Genomic DNA, 16,157 nt, shown 5'->3' on the forward strand with positions numbered 1-16,157 from the left:
GGATACAAGGCCGTGAAACGGCCTTTGCAGAGAGTACTCGGCAGAAAACTACAAAAACGTGTGTCGTCAGAGTTACGACACAATCGCAACGCTTAACCGGCCGGGTGACCCGCGATCAGTAATGGATCTCAGGGCGCTCAGGGATATCGGGATGAACGAGGCGGAGATCAGCGTCTATGCAACCCTCATAGCGCACCGGCCGTTGAGCGCCAGAGAGATTGCAGAGATCTCGGGACTCTACCGCCCCTACGTCTACGATACGCTGACAAAACTGCTGGAGAAAGGCCTGGTGACACGCGTCAGAGGACCGAAGGCGCACCTCTACCGGGCCGTCCACCCGGGCCGCATCGCCGCCATCATCGACGAGCGGCGTGCCAGAGTACTGGAGGCGGTCGACCGCCTGCGGGACGCCTACCGCGAGACGGATGCAGACGAGTCCGTCAGGATATTTGAAGGGAGCGAGGCCCTCAAGGCCTTCTACGAAGAGGTGTACGCTGCAATCCGTGAAGACCGCACGCGCCGCCTCTACGTCATCGGGGGCACCGGCGAGGCGACGCGGCATATCGAGTACTTCTTCCCGAAACTGCTGCAGCGTGGCCGCGACGAGCGGCTTCACCACCGGGTGGATATCCGGATGATCTACAACGCCTCGGCCGGAGCGTCGGAGATTGCACGGTCATATTCCGATGCCGTGACGCTGCGGTTCACCCCGCCGGACCGCGACGCCGCAGCGACGACCATCATCACCGACACGATGCTTGCCATCATGGTGCTCAAAGAACGACCGTTCGTCGTCGCCGTTTCTAACCGGCAGATCGTCGAGACGTACATGCTGCTGTTTGACCGGCTCTGGGAGGGGACGTCACCGAAACCGGAGTAACCAGGGATCCGTCACTCTGCCGCATCCTGCGTCCGCACTACCTCGAGCACCCGGGCAACCCGCTCATCGCCCCCTTCCCGCCGGAGCTCGGTATGTACCCGGGCATGGCAGTGTTCGCAGAGGGTAACCAGGTTCTCGAGCCAATCGTGGGTGTTGTCGCCGTCGATGTGGTGTACGTGCAGTTCCTCCGCTCTTCCGCAGATGGCGCAGCAGTGCCCATCACGCTCAAGCGCGGACTTTCTGGCGTTTTTCCACCCCTTCAGGCCGTATTTGTCCCGCGCCGTAATCCGTACGCCGTAGAGCCGGCAGAGGAGCTGGCTCTCCGTCCGGTCGGCGAAGGCGCACCGGTAGCAGAGCTGCCGAAAGCCGTTCCTGTCGGGATTGCCCCCGCAGAGAGGCCCGGTGCCAGGGTCGAACGCACCGAGATCCAGCTGTATCTCACTCACGCCGGATCTATGTCTGCCGCAGGGGTGAAGAACGATCCGGTGCCGGGAGAGAAACCATAACACCTTTCCGGCTCCGGGCGCAAAATTTCCCGACAATGAGCACGGACGTTCAGTGGAGTTCACGCCTCACCTTCATCCTCGCCGGGATCGGGGCGGCGATTGGCCTAGGGAACCTCTGGAGGTTTCCCTACGTCTGTTACGACAACGGCGGCGGGGCGTTCCTGATCCCCTACATCATAGCCCTGCTCGTCGCAGGCATTCCGCTCTGGCTGATGGAGAGCGCCTTCGGCTACCGGGCACGGGCCGGCGTGCCCGGATCGTTTCGGATGCTCATCGGCCGGAAGACCGCCTGGATCGGCTGGCTGGTCGTCATCCTGACGATCATCCTGATGGCGTATTACTCGGTGATCATGGCCTGGGGCGTGAACTACATCGGGTTCGCCGCGACCCTTGCCTGGGGATCGGATCCGGCAGGATTCTTCTACAACACCTTCCTCCGCCTCTCACCCGACATCTTTACGCTCGGCGGCATGAACTGGCTGGTCGTTCTCGGTGCGCTCATCTCCTGGACAGCGGTGTACGTCTCGATCTTCCGCGGGATCCGGAGCGTCGAGAAGGTCGTCTGGCTGACGGTGCTCCTTCCCTGGGCCTTCCTGATCGTCATGGTCGTCCGCGGCGTGACGCTGCCGGGGGCGTTCGACGGGCTTTCCTATTACCTGACACCGGATTTTGCAGCGCTCATGCGGCCCGGCGTCTGGGTGGCTGCCTTCGGGCAGATCTTCTACTCACTCTCGATCGGCATGGGAATCATGATCGCCTACGCGAAATTCCTCCCTGACCGGCACGACCTCGTCAGGAGCGGGCTTCTGATCTGCATCGCGAACGGCATCACCTCGTTCGTCGCCGGGATAGCCGTCTTCTCGACCCTGGGCTATCTCGCCCACACCACCGGCATGCCGGTCTCCGAGGTCGTGGAAGGGGGCATCGAACTCGCGTTCGTGGTCTACCCGGCGGCGATCAGCCTCCTCCCACTGGCTCCCGAGATCTTCGGCATCCTCTTCTTCGTGATGTTCGTCACCCTTGCCGTCGACTCCATCTTCGCCGCGGTCGAGGGGATCAGCATATCGCTCCAGGACTATATTGCTGCGCCGCCCGTCCGGCTCTCTGCAATGGTCTGCGTCGGAATCTTCCTCGCTGCCCTGCTCTTCATGACGGAGGGAGGGCTGTACTGGCTCGATCTCGTCGACTCCTACTATAACTCCTTTGCCGTCCTCATCGTCGGCATCCTGGAGGCGGTCGTGATCGGTCACCTCTACGGTGCCGGGCGGCTTCGGCGGTTCATGAACGCATCGGCGTCCCGCCCGGTCGGCAGGTGGTGGGACGTCAGTATCGGGTATCTCGTTCCTGCCGTCCTGATCGTCGCGGTCGCCGCAAACCTGGTCGACAGGATCGCCGCGCCGTACGGGGGCTATCCACCCCTCGCACAGGCAGCGGGGTGGGCGCTCGTCGCCGGCGCCCCGATCGCCGCCGTCGCGATATCCCGGAGATTCGACGGCGGTCCCGGAGCAGCGAGGGATGCCGATATCGCGGCGCAGGCAAGGCCGGCGGATCCCGGAGAACCCGCCCGGGACTGAAACGCCGCACGGCAGGTGTGATCCCGAGAGCGATGCCGTGTGATAGCCATATTTTTGCGAAAGGCGGCTGCCTGCGGGATTTATTCCGAGGTAAATTATATTTATGGTTGAAATAAAACCCCTGAGTGCGAAAATGAGCACAGTGAGCAACGACCGACTCTTCACAATTTTCCGGGAACTCCAGGCACGCGGGCTGATCGACAAAAAGCGCCGGCTGCTGGAGTGCCCGGTTACCCCGAACGTGCAGGGCATGGCCCGGAGCATCCGGTACCGGAAGGCTTTTTACGAGCAGAAACTCGCCCATCTCAGCGACGATGCCCTCCGGTTCGTTCTCCTGCACGAAGAGGGGCATATCAAAGAAGGATCGCTCGCGACGTACGGGATCGCCGCACTTCCTCTCCTCCTCCTCATCGGACTGGCCGGATCCCCGCTCACCGCCGTCCCCGACGCCGCACTCTCCGCACTCACCGTCCTGCTGGTCTCCGGTGCCGCACTCCTCTGTTACCGCATCTTCTACCGCCGGATGTACGAGGAGGAGTTCGTCGCCGACCGGTACGCGGCGGAGACGCTGCAGCAGCACTACAATATCGGGCACCCGTCCCGGCTCCTCCAGAGCATCCTCACCGGCATCGCCGATACCGGCGGCAGCATCTCCCCGCCGTGCGGCAGACAGTTCTCCGGCTACTTCCCCCCCATCGACGAGCGGGTCTCCCGCATCCGCACCGGCGTGGACACGGCGTAAACCTTTTTTTCCGGCGGGTTTACCGGGAGAACTCGCAGAGCGACGTCTGCCTCGTCCGGTCATGCTCCAGCATCGAGAGGCGAAGGCCGATCAGTCGGACGTACCGGCCGTCGAGGAACCCCGCCAGCAGCTCCTGCGCACCCGCTCCGATCTGTGCAGCATCATTGGTGTAGCGGTTCAGCGTCCGCGATCGGGTATGGGTGATGAAACCACGATACCGCACCTTCACTGTCAGGGTGCGGAACCGGAGATCGTCGGCGGCGAGCGTCCGAGCGAGGTCAGCGGCGAGACGATCCATCGCACCGCATATGCGGCCGGGATCATCCGTATCCGCATCGAAGGTCGTCTCCCTGCTGATCGACTTCGCCCCGTCCCGTTCTTGCACAACCCGCTCGTCCCTGCCGCAGGCGAGGTCGTGCAGGTGCACCCCCCACCTGCCGAAGCGGGCTATCAGTTCCTGGACGTCGCACGCGGCAAGGTCGCCGACCGTTCCGACACCTATGCCGGCGAGCTCCGCCCCGGTCTTCTTCCCGACACCGGGAATCTTTCCGACCGGCAGGGGAGCAAGGAATTCTGTCACCCGGTCGGGCGGGACGACCGTCAGCCCGTCAGGTTTCCGCCAGTCCGAGGCGATCTTGGCGACGACCTTGCTCGGGGCGATCCCGACCGAGCAGGTGAGGTCTTCCGCCTCCAGGATCGCATCCTTCATGCACCGGGCGAGCTGCTCGGCACCGGCGTAGCTCCCGGCGCCGGTGACGTCGAGGTAGGCCTCGTCGATGCTCACCTGCTCCATCCTGTCGGCGTACTCCCCGAGGATCTGCATGACGCTCTCCGACACCCGGACGTAGAGGCTGCGGTTCACCGGCAGAAAGACGGCATGCGGACAGAGATCGTAGGCCCGGGAGATGGGCTGGCCTGAGTGGATGCCGTAGCGCCGTGCCTCATACGAACAGGTGCTGACAACGCCTCTCCCTGCCCCGCCCCGCGGGTCCGCCCCGACCACGACCGGAGCGCCCCGAAGAACGGGGCGCTCCCGGACTTCGACCGAGGCATAAAAACTGTCCATATCCACATGGAGGATGATCCGGTCGTCGGCAGCCATACACCGGTACGTATCTGAGCGGTCTCGGCGATAAATGCATGCCGCCCCCCCCGAAAATGAAGAGAATACATCGGGGCGGATCCGACGCTTGTCATGGCTCTGCCCGTCTTGCGAGACTCCCGAACGTGCCTGATCCAGCACAGGAAAGCGCATGCGTTTCCGCGCTTTTCTCCGGATCTGAATAATTACGCCGATTTTCAAAGGGGTTTACCCTGCGATCCGCGTGGGAGGGGTCGTGCCCGGCAGGAGGAGAGTTAAGTACATGTTAAATCTGTAGGACACCCGAGGATCTGGGAAACCCGTGCGAAATTCGGGCACGATAGACAATGAGATCTTGTGACATGGCGATCCGGGTTAACCCGATTAAATTTACAAAATTTGGCCGTTTTTTCCGTTTTTACGCTGCAAAATGCGCCGGAACGGTTAAATACAACACATTACAACGCTTTGTCGGAACACGTTCCCGGCCGGCGAATGCACTCCCCCGATGCCCCGCACCGCCGGTGCGAACGGGCGGCATCAGAGCCGATCGGGCCCGGCCGCCTCACCTGAAGATCGGGGCGGCCCTGCGTTGCAGCCACAAAGCAGAACCGCGACGCTGTCCTTCACAATCCCGGCGCCCATACCGGACACCGGGGTTTTAGGAGATTCCGTTTGCCATCAGCACGGCCTCGCCTGAGGGAAAGCCCTTCAATCGAGCCCATGATGCACGAAGAGGTAGAGATATGGTAGACAAACTGACGCTGAACATGATCACCCAGCGCTCCATCGAAGAAGGTATCGCGATGGAGAAAGGGAAGACGACGCAGGAGTACTTCGAAGCCTGCTCGATCATCGAGATGAATGAAGAGGATATCAGAACGCTCGGCCTGCTGCCGAACCAGCTCGTGAGAGTAACGAGTGAATGCGGGAGTGTCATCGTAAAGGCTATCAAGGGCCGCCAGACGGTCTACCCCGGGCTCGCCCACATCCCCCAGGGCGTCTGGTCGAACCAGATCGTCCCGCCGCGGACCCAGGCAACCGGCGAACCCCAGTACAGCGGATTTCCGGTGACGGTCGAGTCCGCACGCGGGGAGAAAAGAAAGAGTGCGCTCGAATGTGTTCAGGGAGCCGTCGGGCTGTGGAATGGTGAGTAAGCATGCCAAAGAAAATTGAGAACGTCGGATGCCCGTACTGCGGCGTCTGCTGCGACGACCTCGTTGTGACCGTCTCCGACGACGGAAGGAAAGTCCTCGAGGTCGAGAACGCCTGTGCGATCGGGAACGAGATCTTCCAGCACGCCTCGAGCGAAGGCCGGATCAGCCTCCCCCGCCTCCGCCAGCCGGACGGCACCTATAAAGACATCAGCTACGACGAAGCGGTCGACTACGCCGCACGCGTTCTGATCAAAGCCAAAAAGCCCCTCATCTTCGGTTTCGGCTCGACGAACTGCGAGGGAATGGCCGCAGCCGCGAAGGTCGCCGAGAAGGCCGGAGCGGTGCTCGACAACTGTGCATCGATCTGCCACGGCAGCTCCTTCCTGGCCATCTTCGACAACGGCTACCCGAGCTGCACCCTCGGAGAGACCAAGAACCGGGCGGACGTCATCGTCTACTGGGGCTCAAACCCGGCACACGCTCACCCCCGGCACATGTCCCGCTACTCGATCTTCCCCCGCGGATTCTTCACCGGGAAGGGTCACAAGGGCAGGAAGATCATCGTCATCGACCCGCGCTACACCGACACCGCCCGCGTCGCCGACATCTACGTCCAGGTAAAGCAGGGGCAGGACTACGATCTCTTCAACGCCTTCAGGACGGTCATCCGCGGCGAGGATATCCCGGACGAGGTCGCCGGCGTGAAGAAGGAACAGATCCTGCAGGTCGCCGAGATCTTAAAGAAAGCCCGCTTCGGCACCATCTTCTACGGCATGGGTCTCTGCCACTCCGACGGGCGCAACCACAACGTGGACATCGCCATCAGCATGACCCGTGACCTGAACGACTTCACCAAGTGGACGATCATGGCGATGCGGGGTCACTACAACATCGCAGGCCCGGGTGTGGTCTGGGCGTGGACGACCGGATACCCCTACTGTATCGACATGAGCAAGAAAGACCGCGCCTATATGAACCCCGGCGAGACGAGCTCGGTCGACCTTGCCATGCGGGACGAGGTGGACGCCTTCTTCAACGTCGGAACCGATGCAGGGGCACACTTCCCGATCGAGGCCGTCAAGCACTTAAAGAAGCACCCCTGGATCACCATCGACCCGAACATCTGCATGGCCAGCGAGATCTCCGACCTCCACATCCCGGTCGGCATCGTCGGCGTCGAAGTGCCGGGCATCGTCTATCGTATGGACAACGTCCCGATCCAGTACCGCCAGGTCTTGAACCCGCCGGATGGCGTCATCAGCGACGAGGAGCTCTTCGAGCGGATCCACCAGCGGATCTCTGAGATCGAGGCAGAAGAAGGGATCACCCAGACGAGCGCCGCAGCAGCAGGCACGCAGACGTCCTTCGTGGGGGAGTAAAGAATGAGTGAGATTATCATCAAGAACGGTTTCGTCTTCGACCCCCTCCAGGGGATCCGGGGCGACAAGGTGGACATTGCCATCAAAGACGGCAAGATCGTCGAGACGACGGCTCTTACGAACCCGAAGACGATCGACGCTGCCGGCATGACGGTCATGGCCGGCGGTGTGGACATCCACTCCCACGTCGTGGGGCCGAAGGTCAACACCGGCCGTCTCTTCCGCCCGGAGGAGAAACTCTTCCAGAATATCAAGAAGACCGGCAGCAGGATGGAGATGGGCACCTCGATCCCGTCCGTCTACAAGACCGGATACGACTACGCCCGGATGGGATATTCCTACGTCAACGAGGCGGCGATGCCCCCGCTCCACTCGCCCCACGTCCACGAGGAGATCCGCGACACGCCGATCATCGACATCTCCGCGATGCCCGTCTTCGGCAACAACTGGTTCTCGCTCGAGTACCTGAAGAACAACGAGATCGAGAACAACGCAGCCTACACCGCATGGCTCCTCCGCGCCACCCGCGGGTTCGGCATCAAGATCGTCAACCCCGGCGGTTCCGAAGCATGGGGATGGGGTCTGAACTGTGCGAACATCCACGAACCGGTGCCCTACTTCGACGTCACCCCGGCGCAGATCATCACAGGCTCAATCGAGACGAACGAGTATCTCGGCCTGCCGCACTCAATCCACATCCACCCGAACAACCTCGGCAACCCCGGCAACTACGTCGACACGCTCGAGACCCTCAAACTCGCCGAGGGCTACACCGCGAAGAACGCCTTCGGCAGGACGCAGGTCATGCACCTCACGCACCTGCAGTTCCACGCCTACGGCGGCGAAGGGTTCAACTTCGAGTCCAAGGTCCCGGAGATCATGGACTACGTGAACAGCCACGACAACATCACCGTCGACATCGGTCAGGTCACCCTCGACGAGACCACGACGATGACCGCGGACGGTCCCTTCGAGCACCACCTGCGGGCCGTGAACAATCTCAAGTGGGCGAACGTCGACGTCGAACTCGAAACCGCCGCCGGTGTCGTGCCGTTCGTCTACAGCGCGAACAACAAGGCAAACGCCGTACAGTGGGCGATCGGCCTTGAGATCGGTCTCCTTGCAAAGGACCCGATGCGGACGTACATCACCACCGACCACCCGAACGCCGGTCCGTTCACCCGCTACCCGCGGGTCATCAAGTGGCTGATGAGCCAGGCAGCGCGTGAAGCGCAGATGGACGCCTTCAAGCACCGCGACAAGGTCATCGACGTCACCAACATCGCCGGCATCGACCGCGAACTCACGCTCTACGAGATCGCCCAGATGACCCGTGCAGGCACCGCAAAGGCGCTCGGTATCGCCGACATGTACGGCGGTCTTGCGCCAGGCATGGATGCCGACGTGGCCATCTATAACCTGAACGCAGAGAGCATGCCCTCGGACGCCGAGGAGATCGAGAAGGCGTTCTCGCGGTGCGCATACATGCTCAAGGACGGCATTGTTGCGGTCAAAGACGGCGAGATCGTCGCAGAACCCGCAAAGCGGACGATCTGGGTCGACGTGAAGGTTCCGGAGAACGCACAGGTCAACCGCGACATCTACGAGCACTTCCTCAAGCACTACAGTCTCAAACTGGAGAACTATTCGCTGTTTGAAGAGCACCTGCACAACCCCAGGGTCATTGAGGTAAACGCGGCAGAATGAGGTGGATGACATGAAGACAGTAACTCTGACACTGAACAAACAGCCGGAACTGTATCTCGAGTGCAACGATATCACCCCCGACGCCTTCGCCGGAAAGACGCCTGCAGAGATTGCAGCCATCGAGATCTGGGAAGGAAAGCAGAAGATCCCGCTCGGGGACTTCTTCACGGTGGAAGGATCCGCAGGAGCGACCCCCGCCGAGACCAAGATCGTTGTTGCGGGCGACTGCACCCGCGTCAAGAGGATCGGCCAGCAGATGACCGACGGTGAGATCGTCATCGAGAGCGACGTCGATATGTATATCGGCGGCTGGATGAAGGGCGGCACGATCCACGTGAAAGGAAATGCCGACTCCTTCTGCGGCATCGGCATGGAAGGCGGCGAACTCATCATCGACGGCGATGCAGGACACCACGTCGGCGCGGCACCCCGCGGCGAGTGGCGCGGCATGAAGGGCGGCGTCATCCGCATCGGCGGAAACGTCGGCAACGACACCGCCACCTTCATCAACGGCGGAACGATCGTCATCGGCGGCGACGCCGACATCCACATCTCGACCCACGGCGAAGGCGGCACCGTCATCGTCAAGGGGAACGCCAAGGGGCGTGTCGGCGGCCAGATGGTAAAGGGCGAGATCTATGTCTTCGGCACGATCGAAAATCCCCTGCCGGGATTCAAGAAGATCGAGACCGTCGAGCGTGACGTCGAGGGCGTGCAGGCGCAGTTCGACCACTTCATCGGCGACCTCGGCGAACGCCACCCGAAGTCGAAGGGGCAGCCCGTCTACGCTCACCTCTATGTCAAGGCGTGAGCCACCCCTTTCCTTTTCCCCCTCCCAGGATGTCCTGCTATCGCAGACAGTACACCGGGCAAGTATAGTTTAGATCATAAACATTATATTTTTGTAAACGAGAGTACTTTGCCAACCCAAAAAAATGTCCTACCGGAGTCACCAATCATGAGCCAGTTTTTCCGTTTAATTTCTGTCCTGGATGCGCTGAACCTGCTCTCCCGCATTGCTCCTGAGATGGATACCGAATATGTTCTGCTCACGGAGGCTCGCGGCAGGGTACTCTCGGAGGACATTCAGGCAGACATCAACATCCCGGGCTTCGACCGTTCGATCAAAGACGGGTTTGCGGTGGTCGCACAGGAGACCAGCCAGGCAACCGAATCCGCTCCCGTCGTCTTCACGGCCGTCCAGCGGGTGTCCATGGGGCAGCAGGGACGCGGAGCTATCCGGCGGGGGGAGTGCGCCTACGTCCCGACGGGCGGGATGCTGCCCCGCGGTGCCGACGCGGTCGTGATGAGCGAATACTGCCAGAACCTCGGCGATAAAGTCCTGGTAACCCGGCCCGTCGCATCGGGTGAGAATATCCTCTTCCAGGACGAGGACTTCAGGAAAGGTGAAGGAGTTCTCACCGCTGGAAAGCTCCTGAAGGTGCAGGACATCGGGGTGCTTGCCGCGGTCGGAGCGCTTCTCGTGCCGGTCAGGCTCCGGCCGACGATCGGGATCATCTCGACCGGCGTCGAACTGGTCACGCCCGACAGGACACCCGCCTTCGGGGAGGTCCGGGACGTCAACACCTATCTCTGCGGCGCCTTTGTCGAGGAGCGGGGCGGCATTCCGAAGTACTACGGCATCGTGAAAGACGACGCCGAGGACCTCCGTGCAGCACTGGAGCGGGCAGCCTCCGAATGCGATTCGATCCTGATCTCCGGCGGCAGCTCGAAGGACGACCGGGATATCACCGCCAGGGTCATCGCCGAGCTCGGTGAGGTTCTGGCACACGGGATTGCACTCGCACCCGGCAAACCAACGATCATCGGCCGCATCGGCAGAGTTCCCGTCATCGGCGTCCCCGGCCATCCGGCAGCCGCCTTCATCGTGCTCACGCTGCTCGGCGGCCACCTGATGCATGCACTGACCCGCTGCCTGACCGGGAAAGATCCGGTCAAAACGGTCAGGCTGTCCCAGAACGTCCCGTCCGAACGGGGCAGGGAGGAGTACATCCGCGTCAAAATCCTCGGGGAAGAGGCCGTCCCGCTCTTCGGGAAGTCGGGTCTCCTCAATACGCTTGTCCAGAGCGACGGCATCGTCAGGATCGGCCCGGTCTGCGAAGGGCTCGAGACCTGCGACGAGGTCGAGGTCCTTCTATGGTGAGGGGGAGCCGCTCCCTTCTCCCTCTCAAAGAAACAGTCTCCCTGATCACCCGGTCATTTCCGAAGCCCGGCCGGACAGAATGCGTTCCGGTCACCGGATCGGTAGGACGAGTGGCATGCCGACCGGTCTTCTCTCTTCTCACCCTGCCCGGCACGAACATCGCGACGAGGGACGGCATTGCCGTACGGAGCGGCGATACATCAGGCGCGAGCGCCCGCCACCCGGTAGCGGTTCCGGGTGCCGTCCGGGTCAACACCGGCAACGACGTGCCCGCCGGCTACGATGCGGTCGTCATGATCGAGGACGTCCGGCAAGACACGACATCAGGAGCATGGATCGCCGACCAGCCGGCCGCGCCGTGGCAGTACGTCAGACGGTGCGGAGAGGAGATCCGCAAGGGGGATCTGATCCTCCCTGCAGGGCACCGGGTCGGGCGCTACGACATCGGTGCCCTCACGACCTACGGCATCGCCGAGATCACCGTGGACGCGGCAAGAATCGGCCTCATTCCCACCGGCAGCGAGGTCGTCCCCCTGGGCACGCTCCCGGGGCCGGGGCAGGTGATCGAGAGCAACGTCGCCGTCGCATCTGTCTGGCTCACCGAAGCCGGGGCAACTCCCGTCCGCTACCCCATCGTCCCCGACGATCCCGATCGGATCAAACGAGCAATTGAAACCGGTGTCAGGGAAAACGATCTCGTCCTGATCTCGGCGGGGTCGTCGGCAGGGACGCGGGACTACACGGCGAGCGCGCTTACCGACCTCGGCGAGGTGCTGGTACACGGAATTGCCATAAAACCGGGGAGAACGGCACTCGTCGGAAAAGTCTCGGAAAAACCCGTGATCGGACTTCCGGGAAATCCGGCGGCGGCGCTCGCGGTTCTGCGGGAGCTTGTCCTGCCGCTCCTGGCCTCCTGGGGGTTTCGGGGCCCCGCCGTGAGAATCGTCCGCGCCCGGCTCACCCGCCCCCTCGCATCCGAACCCGACTGCGACGAATTTGTTCTTGTGACGGTCACCCGTTCCGGTGATCACTACGTTGCGCACCCCGAGCGCAGGGGGGCCGGAATGCAGATGGCTGCCGTCCGGGCAAACGGCTATCTCCACATCCCGGCCGCCGTTGAGGAGCTCAGCTCGGGAGACGAGGTCGACGTCCGCCTGACGAAACCCGAAGAGGATATCCAGCGTTCCCTGTCTGCCCGCGCAGTAGCGCCGCCCGCGTTCGGAAGCACCCTCACCGAAGCAGGCGGCCAGACGGAGTGATACCCGGCCGACCGTCCCGCCGGGATTACTCGCCCGGCTCCGGGTCGCGCAGCGTCTCGCAGGCAGCAACGAGATGGCGAACACGTTCAGAAAAAGCCTCCCGCCGCTCGGAGAACTCCCGAGAGAGAAGAAATATCCTTGCGGCGTCGCCCATGCCCCGGTGGGGCTGCAGACAGTCCCGGTAGGGTGCCGGGACCGGGTAGTGGAAATGGGTCGACGCGATCGCTCCCCCGTCCGCTCGGAAGTCGACGAGCCGTGCAGCCCTATCGAGCGACAGAACATGCTGCAGGTGCATCCGCCGCCGTATCTCCTTCTGGAGGTCGACGATGCTGCAGCCGTCGAGCGGGACATCCGCCTGACGAAAGGCCATCTTCTCCATATCGGCTGCAAAGACCACCAACGCCGGGACGTCGCCCCCGGAGAGAAGCGTCTCCATAAAGGTGCCAAGATCCCTGAATGCAGCCCGGGCGGTCGTGCGGGCGCCCTCCACCGCCTCTTCTGAGACCCGGTAGAAGTGATCGTAGGGTCTGCCGTAGTCACCTGCGCCGGTGTTGGCCACCGACGTCGAGACGCCGACGGTCCGCCCGCAGTCATCGGCGACCTTCTTCCAGATCTCGACGTCGATATCATAGCGAAAGACCTCGCCGCGGTACCGGACAGTATCGTCCTCCTGCCGGTGGACGACCACGCCGATCTCGATCGGCATGATCACCGCCCGGGCCGTCCCGTAGACGTAGCCGAACTCGAGATCCAGGTATGCAGTCTCCGCGGGTGCCATTCGTCTCACCCGGTACCTCTGTCACAAAACGGATAAAATATTCCGCCCGGGACCTTTGCGCATCACTTCTTCCGGCCCTCCTTGTAAGGCACCGGGATGTACTCGACCGACGGGCGCCGCGGCATCGCCTGCGGGAAGAGGTCCATCAGACGGTACACCTCGTCCGGAATGCCGCTCGAGACCGGGAGCCCGAGCTCCTTCGCTTCGCGGTAGGTGATCGGGTAGTCGTGCGTCCACCGCCCCTCCGTCAGCGTCGCGGCTATCCGCTCCACCATCTCCGCATTCATTGTATCGGCGAGCATCGCCCTGACAAAATCCCGGATCTGGTCCTGCGCTTTCCGGGCGATATCCGCCATGATGAGGGTTTCGTCGTCGACGTCATTCACCGCCTTCGCACCGACCGCCTGCAGGATGGACGCAGCAGGATACCTGCCGACGATGGGGTCGACCGGCCCTAAAACGGCGTTCTCGTCCATGACCACCGCAGGCGCTGCGAGGCAGAGGAGCGTTCCCCCGGACATCGCGTAGTGGGGCACGAAAACCGTGACGTGTCCCGGGTGGCGTTTGAGCGCCATTGCGATCTGCTCCGCCGAGAGGACGAGGCCGCCCGGGGTGTGGACGATGAGATCGATCGGCATCGCCGGTGGCGTGAGCCGGATCGCCCGCAGGATCTCCTCCGAATCGGTGATATCGATGTAGCGGAAGAGCGGGATGCCGAGAAAGGTCATCCGCTCCTGCCGGTGGATGAGGGTGACCACGCGGGTTTGGCGTTTCCTCTCGATCTTCCGGATCGCTCTGATGCGCCGGGAACGCCGGATGGTCTGCCCGATCAGCGGCAGCAACAGGACAAGAATGACGAGAACAACCAGAACTACCCAGAGATCGACCATGTGAGCCCGCACTCCCACGGTGCCTGTGAGGGGCAGGCATGTATTGAACCTACCGGCCGGTGACGCGCGAGCCGCTTCCGGGGATCGGCTGAGAATGCACCCTGAATAGCCCGCCGCGCGGCGAACGAAGGATTATTCAGGCGAATCATATGCAGGACGATGCAATTCTGCTGCAAATCCAGGATAAATGTAGCACTCTATATTATAAACACTTAAAAAAGTATGAAGCCCGAGGGGAAATGGAGGAACGCCTTGCACAATCGATGAGGGCTCTTCATCTTCTCCGGGTGAAAGGCGTAAGGACGTGCATAAATAAAAGGGGGATTTGGGGTCTTACCGTGCCGGAATGATGAGCGAACGCTCTGCAGCGGGCACGAACTCGCGGATGGCTCCCCTGGCGAACTCGCGGCGGGGCTCTGCGAAGTCGAACTTCAGGGATGGGTCCGCGAAGGTGATCTTCACGAGCGGGTTGAGACAGAACGCGTCGCCGCGGCCGTAGTGGGCACCGCCGACGATAGCGGCGTACTCGCCCTGGTGTCCGACGTTCATTGCGTAGTTCGGGTAGTTCGGTCCGCGCAGCTCGCCGATCAGACCGCGGTCGGGCTCCATGGAGAGCGAGTTTGCGGATCCGCACTGGTCCTGCAGGTCGTAGCCGAAGAAGCCGAGACGCGACCAGCCGTCCTTGTGCATGAGCATGGAGAGGTACCATCCGTTCAGACCGGCGTTGGAGTTGCCGGTACCGATGGAACAGGTCAGACCGGATGCGGCGGCGATGACACCGGCACGCTGGGAACCGCCGAAGTGATCCTCCATCATGGTCGGGAACTGCTCGTACTGCTCCATGGCGTTGAGCGTGACCTCGCCTGCGAGATCGTTGACGATCTCCTGGGTGGGCTTGACGGTTGCGTCGCCTGCGGGGCTGGTGTAGTCGTAGCCGTACTTGTCCTTCAGGTAGTCCATACCGTAGTAGGTGAACTCGTCCAGGATGTTGTCGGTGTATGCCGCGGTCGCGTACTGGGTGAACCCGACACCGCCGGACATGTAAGAGCCGAGCCAGATCTGGTCAAAGAGCATACATCCGGCACCGACGACCTCGAGGGACGCCCTGGCGGGATCATCGGGGTACTTCCGGTTGGCCTGGATGATGTCGGAGAAGAGACCGAAGGCGATACCACCGGGCTCGTTCGGGCCACGGGCACGGCGGGCGGGCAGGTGGGATCCCATCTGGATGACGCCTGCGTGCTTTGCGGCGAAGGAGAGGTCGGCGACGGCTGCCTCACCGGCGCACATGCGGTACGCGGCGATGAAGGACATACCGATCTGCATGGCGGACCACCGGGAGGTCGTTCCACCGTCGCAGGTGCGGGAGACGATGCTCGGGATGTGGATTGCCTGGTACATCGACTTGCCGACTTCCGCCTTGAGCTCCTCTGCCTGGGCGGCGGGGAAGAGCTTCTCGATGTTGAGCAGGAACTGGGGCTCGATGTCGTCGGCCACCTCGTCGTCGCCGGTGAAGACCTTGACGTAACAGTCGTCGACGAGGCCGGGGTGCGTCTCGACCATGTGCTCCTGAACGACTGCCGCGCCGGGCATTGCGTGGTTCAGGATGTGGAGGTACTCGTTGATGGTTTCGGGGGTAACTTCCTTGCCGAGCCGCTTCTGCAGGGTCTGGTGGGCAAGGTCCATGCCGACGATGACCGTCCTGCGGATGTCGTCCCAGAACTGCTGCATGGCAGCGTTGTTGACGAAGTGCAGGTCGTCACCCTCGACGAGCGTGCCGGTGCCGGAGACCTCGTAGGTCATCAGCTGGCGCTGACCCATGGGGATACCACCGAGGTGGCAGCGCTCGGGGTCGTACATCGAGATGCCGCGCTCTTTCTCGATGGCCTCGGTGGCCTTCATGAACTCGCGCTTTCTCGGGGACTGGCGAACGCCGTCGAAGCAGTAGAACTTGGTCGTCTCGGACTCGACGTCCTGTCCCTGGAACTTCTCCTTGAGGGCTTTCAGGAACAGTTTCTGGGATCTCTCAATCTTTGCCAT

General features: G+C 62.4%; 14 protein-coding genes. 9 read left to right on the forward strand and 5 right to left on the reverse strand.

Going from position 1 to position 16,157, the window contains the following annotated elements; all coding sequences use genetic code 11:
* Positions 1-121: 121 nt before the first annotated feature.
* A complete protein-coding gene (locus tag FGU65_RS06885; protein WP_301663702.1) occupies positions 122-880 on the forward strand; it encodes a TrmB family transcriptional regulator in 759 nt (252 codons plus the stop codon).
* An 11-nt stretch (positions 881-891) separates the two neighbouring features.
* Here the strand turns inward: FGU65_RS06885 and FGU65_RS06890 are convergent, their stop codons facing one another.
* Entirely contained in the window at positions 892-1,326 is a 435-nt protein-coding gene (locus FGU65_RS06890) for an HNH endonuclease (protein WP_301663703.1), read from the reverse strand.
* A 95-nt stretch (positions 1,327-1,421) separates the two neighbouring features.
* Here FGU65_RS06890 and FGU65_RS06895 point away from each other — a divergent pair, with 95 nt between their 5' ends.
* Positions 1,422-2,960: a sodium-dependent transporter gene (locus FGU65_RS06895; RefSeq protein WP_301663704.1), complete on the forward strand. Its 1,539-nt coding sequence runs from the start codon at positions 1,422-1,424 to the stop codon at positions 2,958-2,960.
* A gap of 133 nt (positions 2,961-3,093) precedes the next feature.
* Positions 3,094-3,702, forward strand: a complete 609-nt coding sequence (locus FGU65_RS06900) for a M48 family metalloprotease (RefSeq protein WP_301663705.1) — start codon at positions 3,094-3,096, stop codon at positions 3,700-3,702.
* A 19-nt stretch (positions 3,703-3,721) separates the two neighbouring features.
* Here FGU65_RS06900 and dinB read toward each other — a convergent pair whose 3' ends face one another.
* Entirely contained in the window at positions 3,722-4,804 is a 1,083-nt protein-coding gene (gene dinB / locus FGU65_RS06905) for a DNA polymerase IV (RefSeq protein WP_301663706.1), read from the reverse strand.
* Positions 4,805-5,529: 725 nt separating this feature from the next.
* Here dinB and FGU65_RS06910 point away from each other — a divergent pair.
* From FGU65_RS06910 to FGU65_RS06935, 6 genes are all read left to right on the forward strand, one after another.
* On the forward strand, positions 5,530-5,940 hold the full coding sequence (locus FGU65_RS06910; protein WP_301663707.1) for a molybdopterin dinucleotide binding domain-containing protein: 411 nt from the start codon (positions 5,530-5,532) through the stop codon (positions 5,938-5,940).
* A 2-nt stretch (positions 5,941-5,942) separates the two neighbouring features.
* Positions 5,943-7,319, forward strand: coding sequence for a formylmethanofuran dehydrogenase subunit B (locus tag FGU65_RS06915; RefSeq protein WP_301663708.1), 1,377 nt, complete (start codon positions 5,943-5,945; stop codon positions 7,317-7,319).
* A 3-nt stretch (positions 7,320-7,322) separates the two neighbouring features.
* Complete coding sequence (locus FGU65_RS06920; RefSeq protein ID WP_301663709.1) at positions 7,323-9,026, forward strand: formylmethanofuran dehydrogenase subunit A; 1,704 nt, start codon at positions 7,323-7,325, stop codon at positions 9,024-9,026.
* Between the two features lie 10 nt (positions 9,027-9,036).
* Positions 9,037-9,837, forward strand: a complete 801-nt coding sequence (locus FGU65_RS06925; protein WP_301663710.1) for a formylmethanofuran dehydrogenase subunit C — start codon at positions 9,037-9,039, stop codon at positions 9,835-9,837.
* A 147-nt stretch (positions 9,838-9,984) separates the two neighbouring features.
* Positions 9,985-11,190 carry a molybdopterin molybdotransferase MoeA gene (locus FGU65_RS06930; RefSeq protein ID WP_301663711.1) on the forward strand — a complete coding sequence of 402 codons (1,206 nt, stop codon included), beginning with the start codon at positions 9,985-9,987 and terminating at the stop codon, positions 11,188-11,190.
* Positions 11,184-12,449 (forward strand): molybdenum cofactor synthesis domain-containing protein, encoded by a 1,266-nt coding sequence (locus FGU65_RS06935; protein WP_301663712.1) that lies wholly within the window; start codon positions 11,184-11,186, stop codon positions 12,447-12,449. Before FGU65_RS06930 ends, FGU65_RS06935 begins: the two co-directional genes overlap by 7 nt.
* Positions 12,450-12,474: 25 nt before the next feature.
* Here the strand turns inward: FGU65_RS06935 and FGU65_RS06940 are convergent, their stop codons facing one another.
* From FGU65_RS06940 to mcrA, 3 genes are all read right to left on the reverse strand, one after another.
* Positions 12,475-13,227: a hypothetical protein gene (locus FGU65_RS06940; protein ID WP_301663713.1), complete on the reverse strand. Its 753-nt coding sequence runs from the start codon at positions 13,225-13,227 to the stop codon at positions 12,475-12,477.
* Positions 13,228-13,289: 62 nt separating this feature from the next.
* Entirely contained in the window at positions 13,290-14,117 is an 828-nt protein-coding gene (locus FGU65_RS06945; RefSeq protein ID WP_301663714.1) for an SDH family Clp fold serine proteinase, read from the reverse strand.
* A gap of 333 nt (positions 14,118-14,450) precedes the next feature.
* The gene (gene mcrA, locus FGU65_RS06950; protein WP_301663715.1) at positions 14,451-16,157 is read right to left on the reverse strand and encodes a coenzyme-B sulfoethylthiotransferase subunit alpha; all 1,707 of its coding nucleotides are present in this window, start codon (positions 16,155-16,157) and stop codon (positions 14,451-14,453) included.

The organism is Methanoculleus frigidifontis (assembly GCF_030464345.1).
GTDB lineage: Archaea > Halobacteriota > Methanomicrobia > Methanomicrobiales > Methanoculleaceae > Methanoculleus_A > Methanoculleus_A frigidifontis.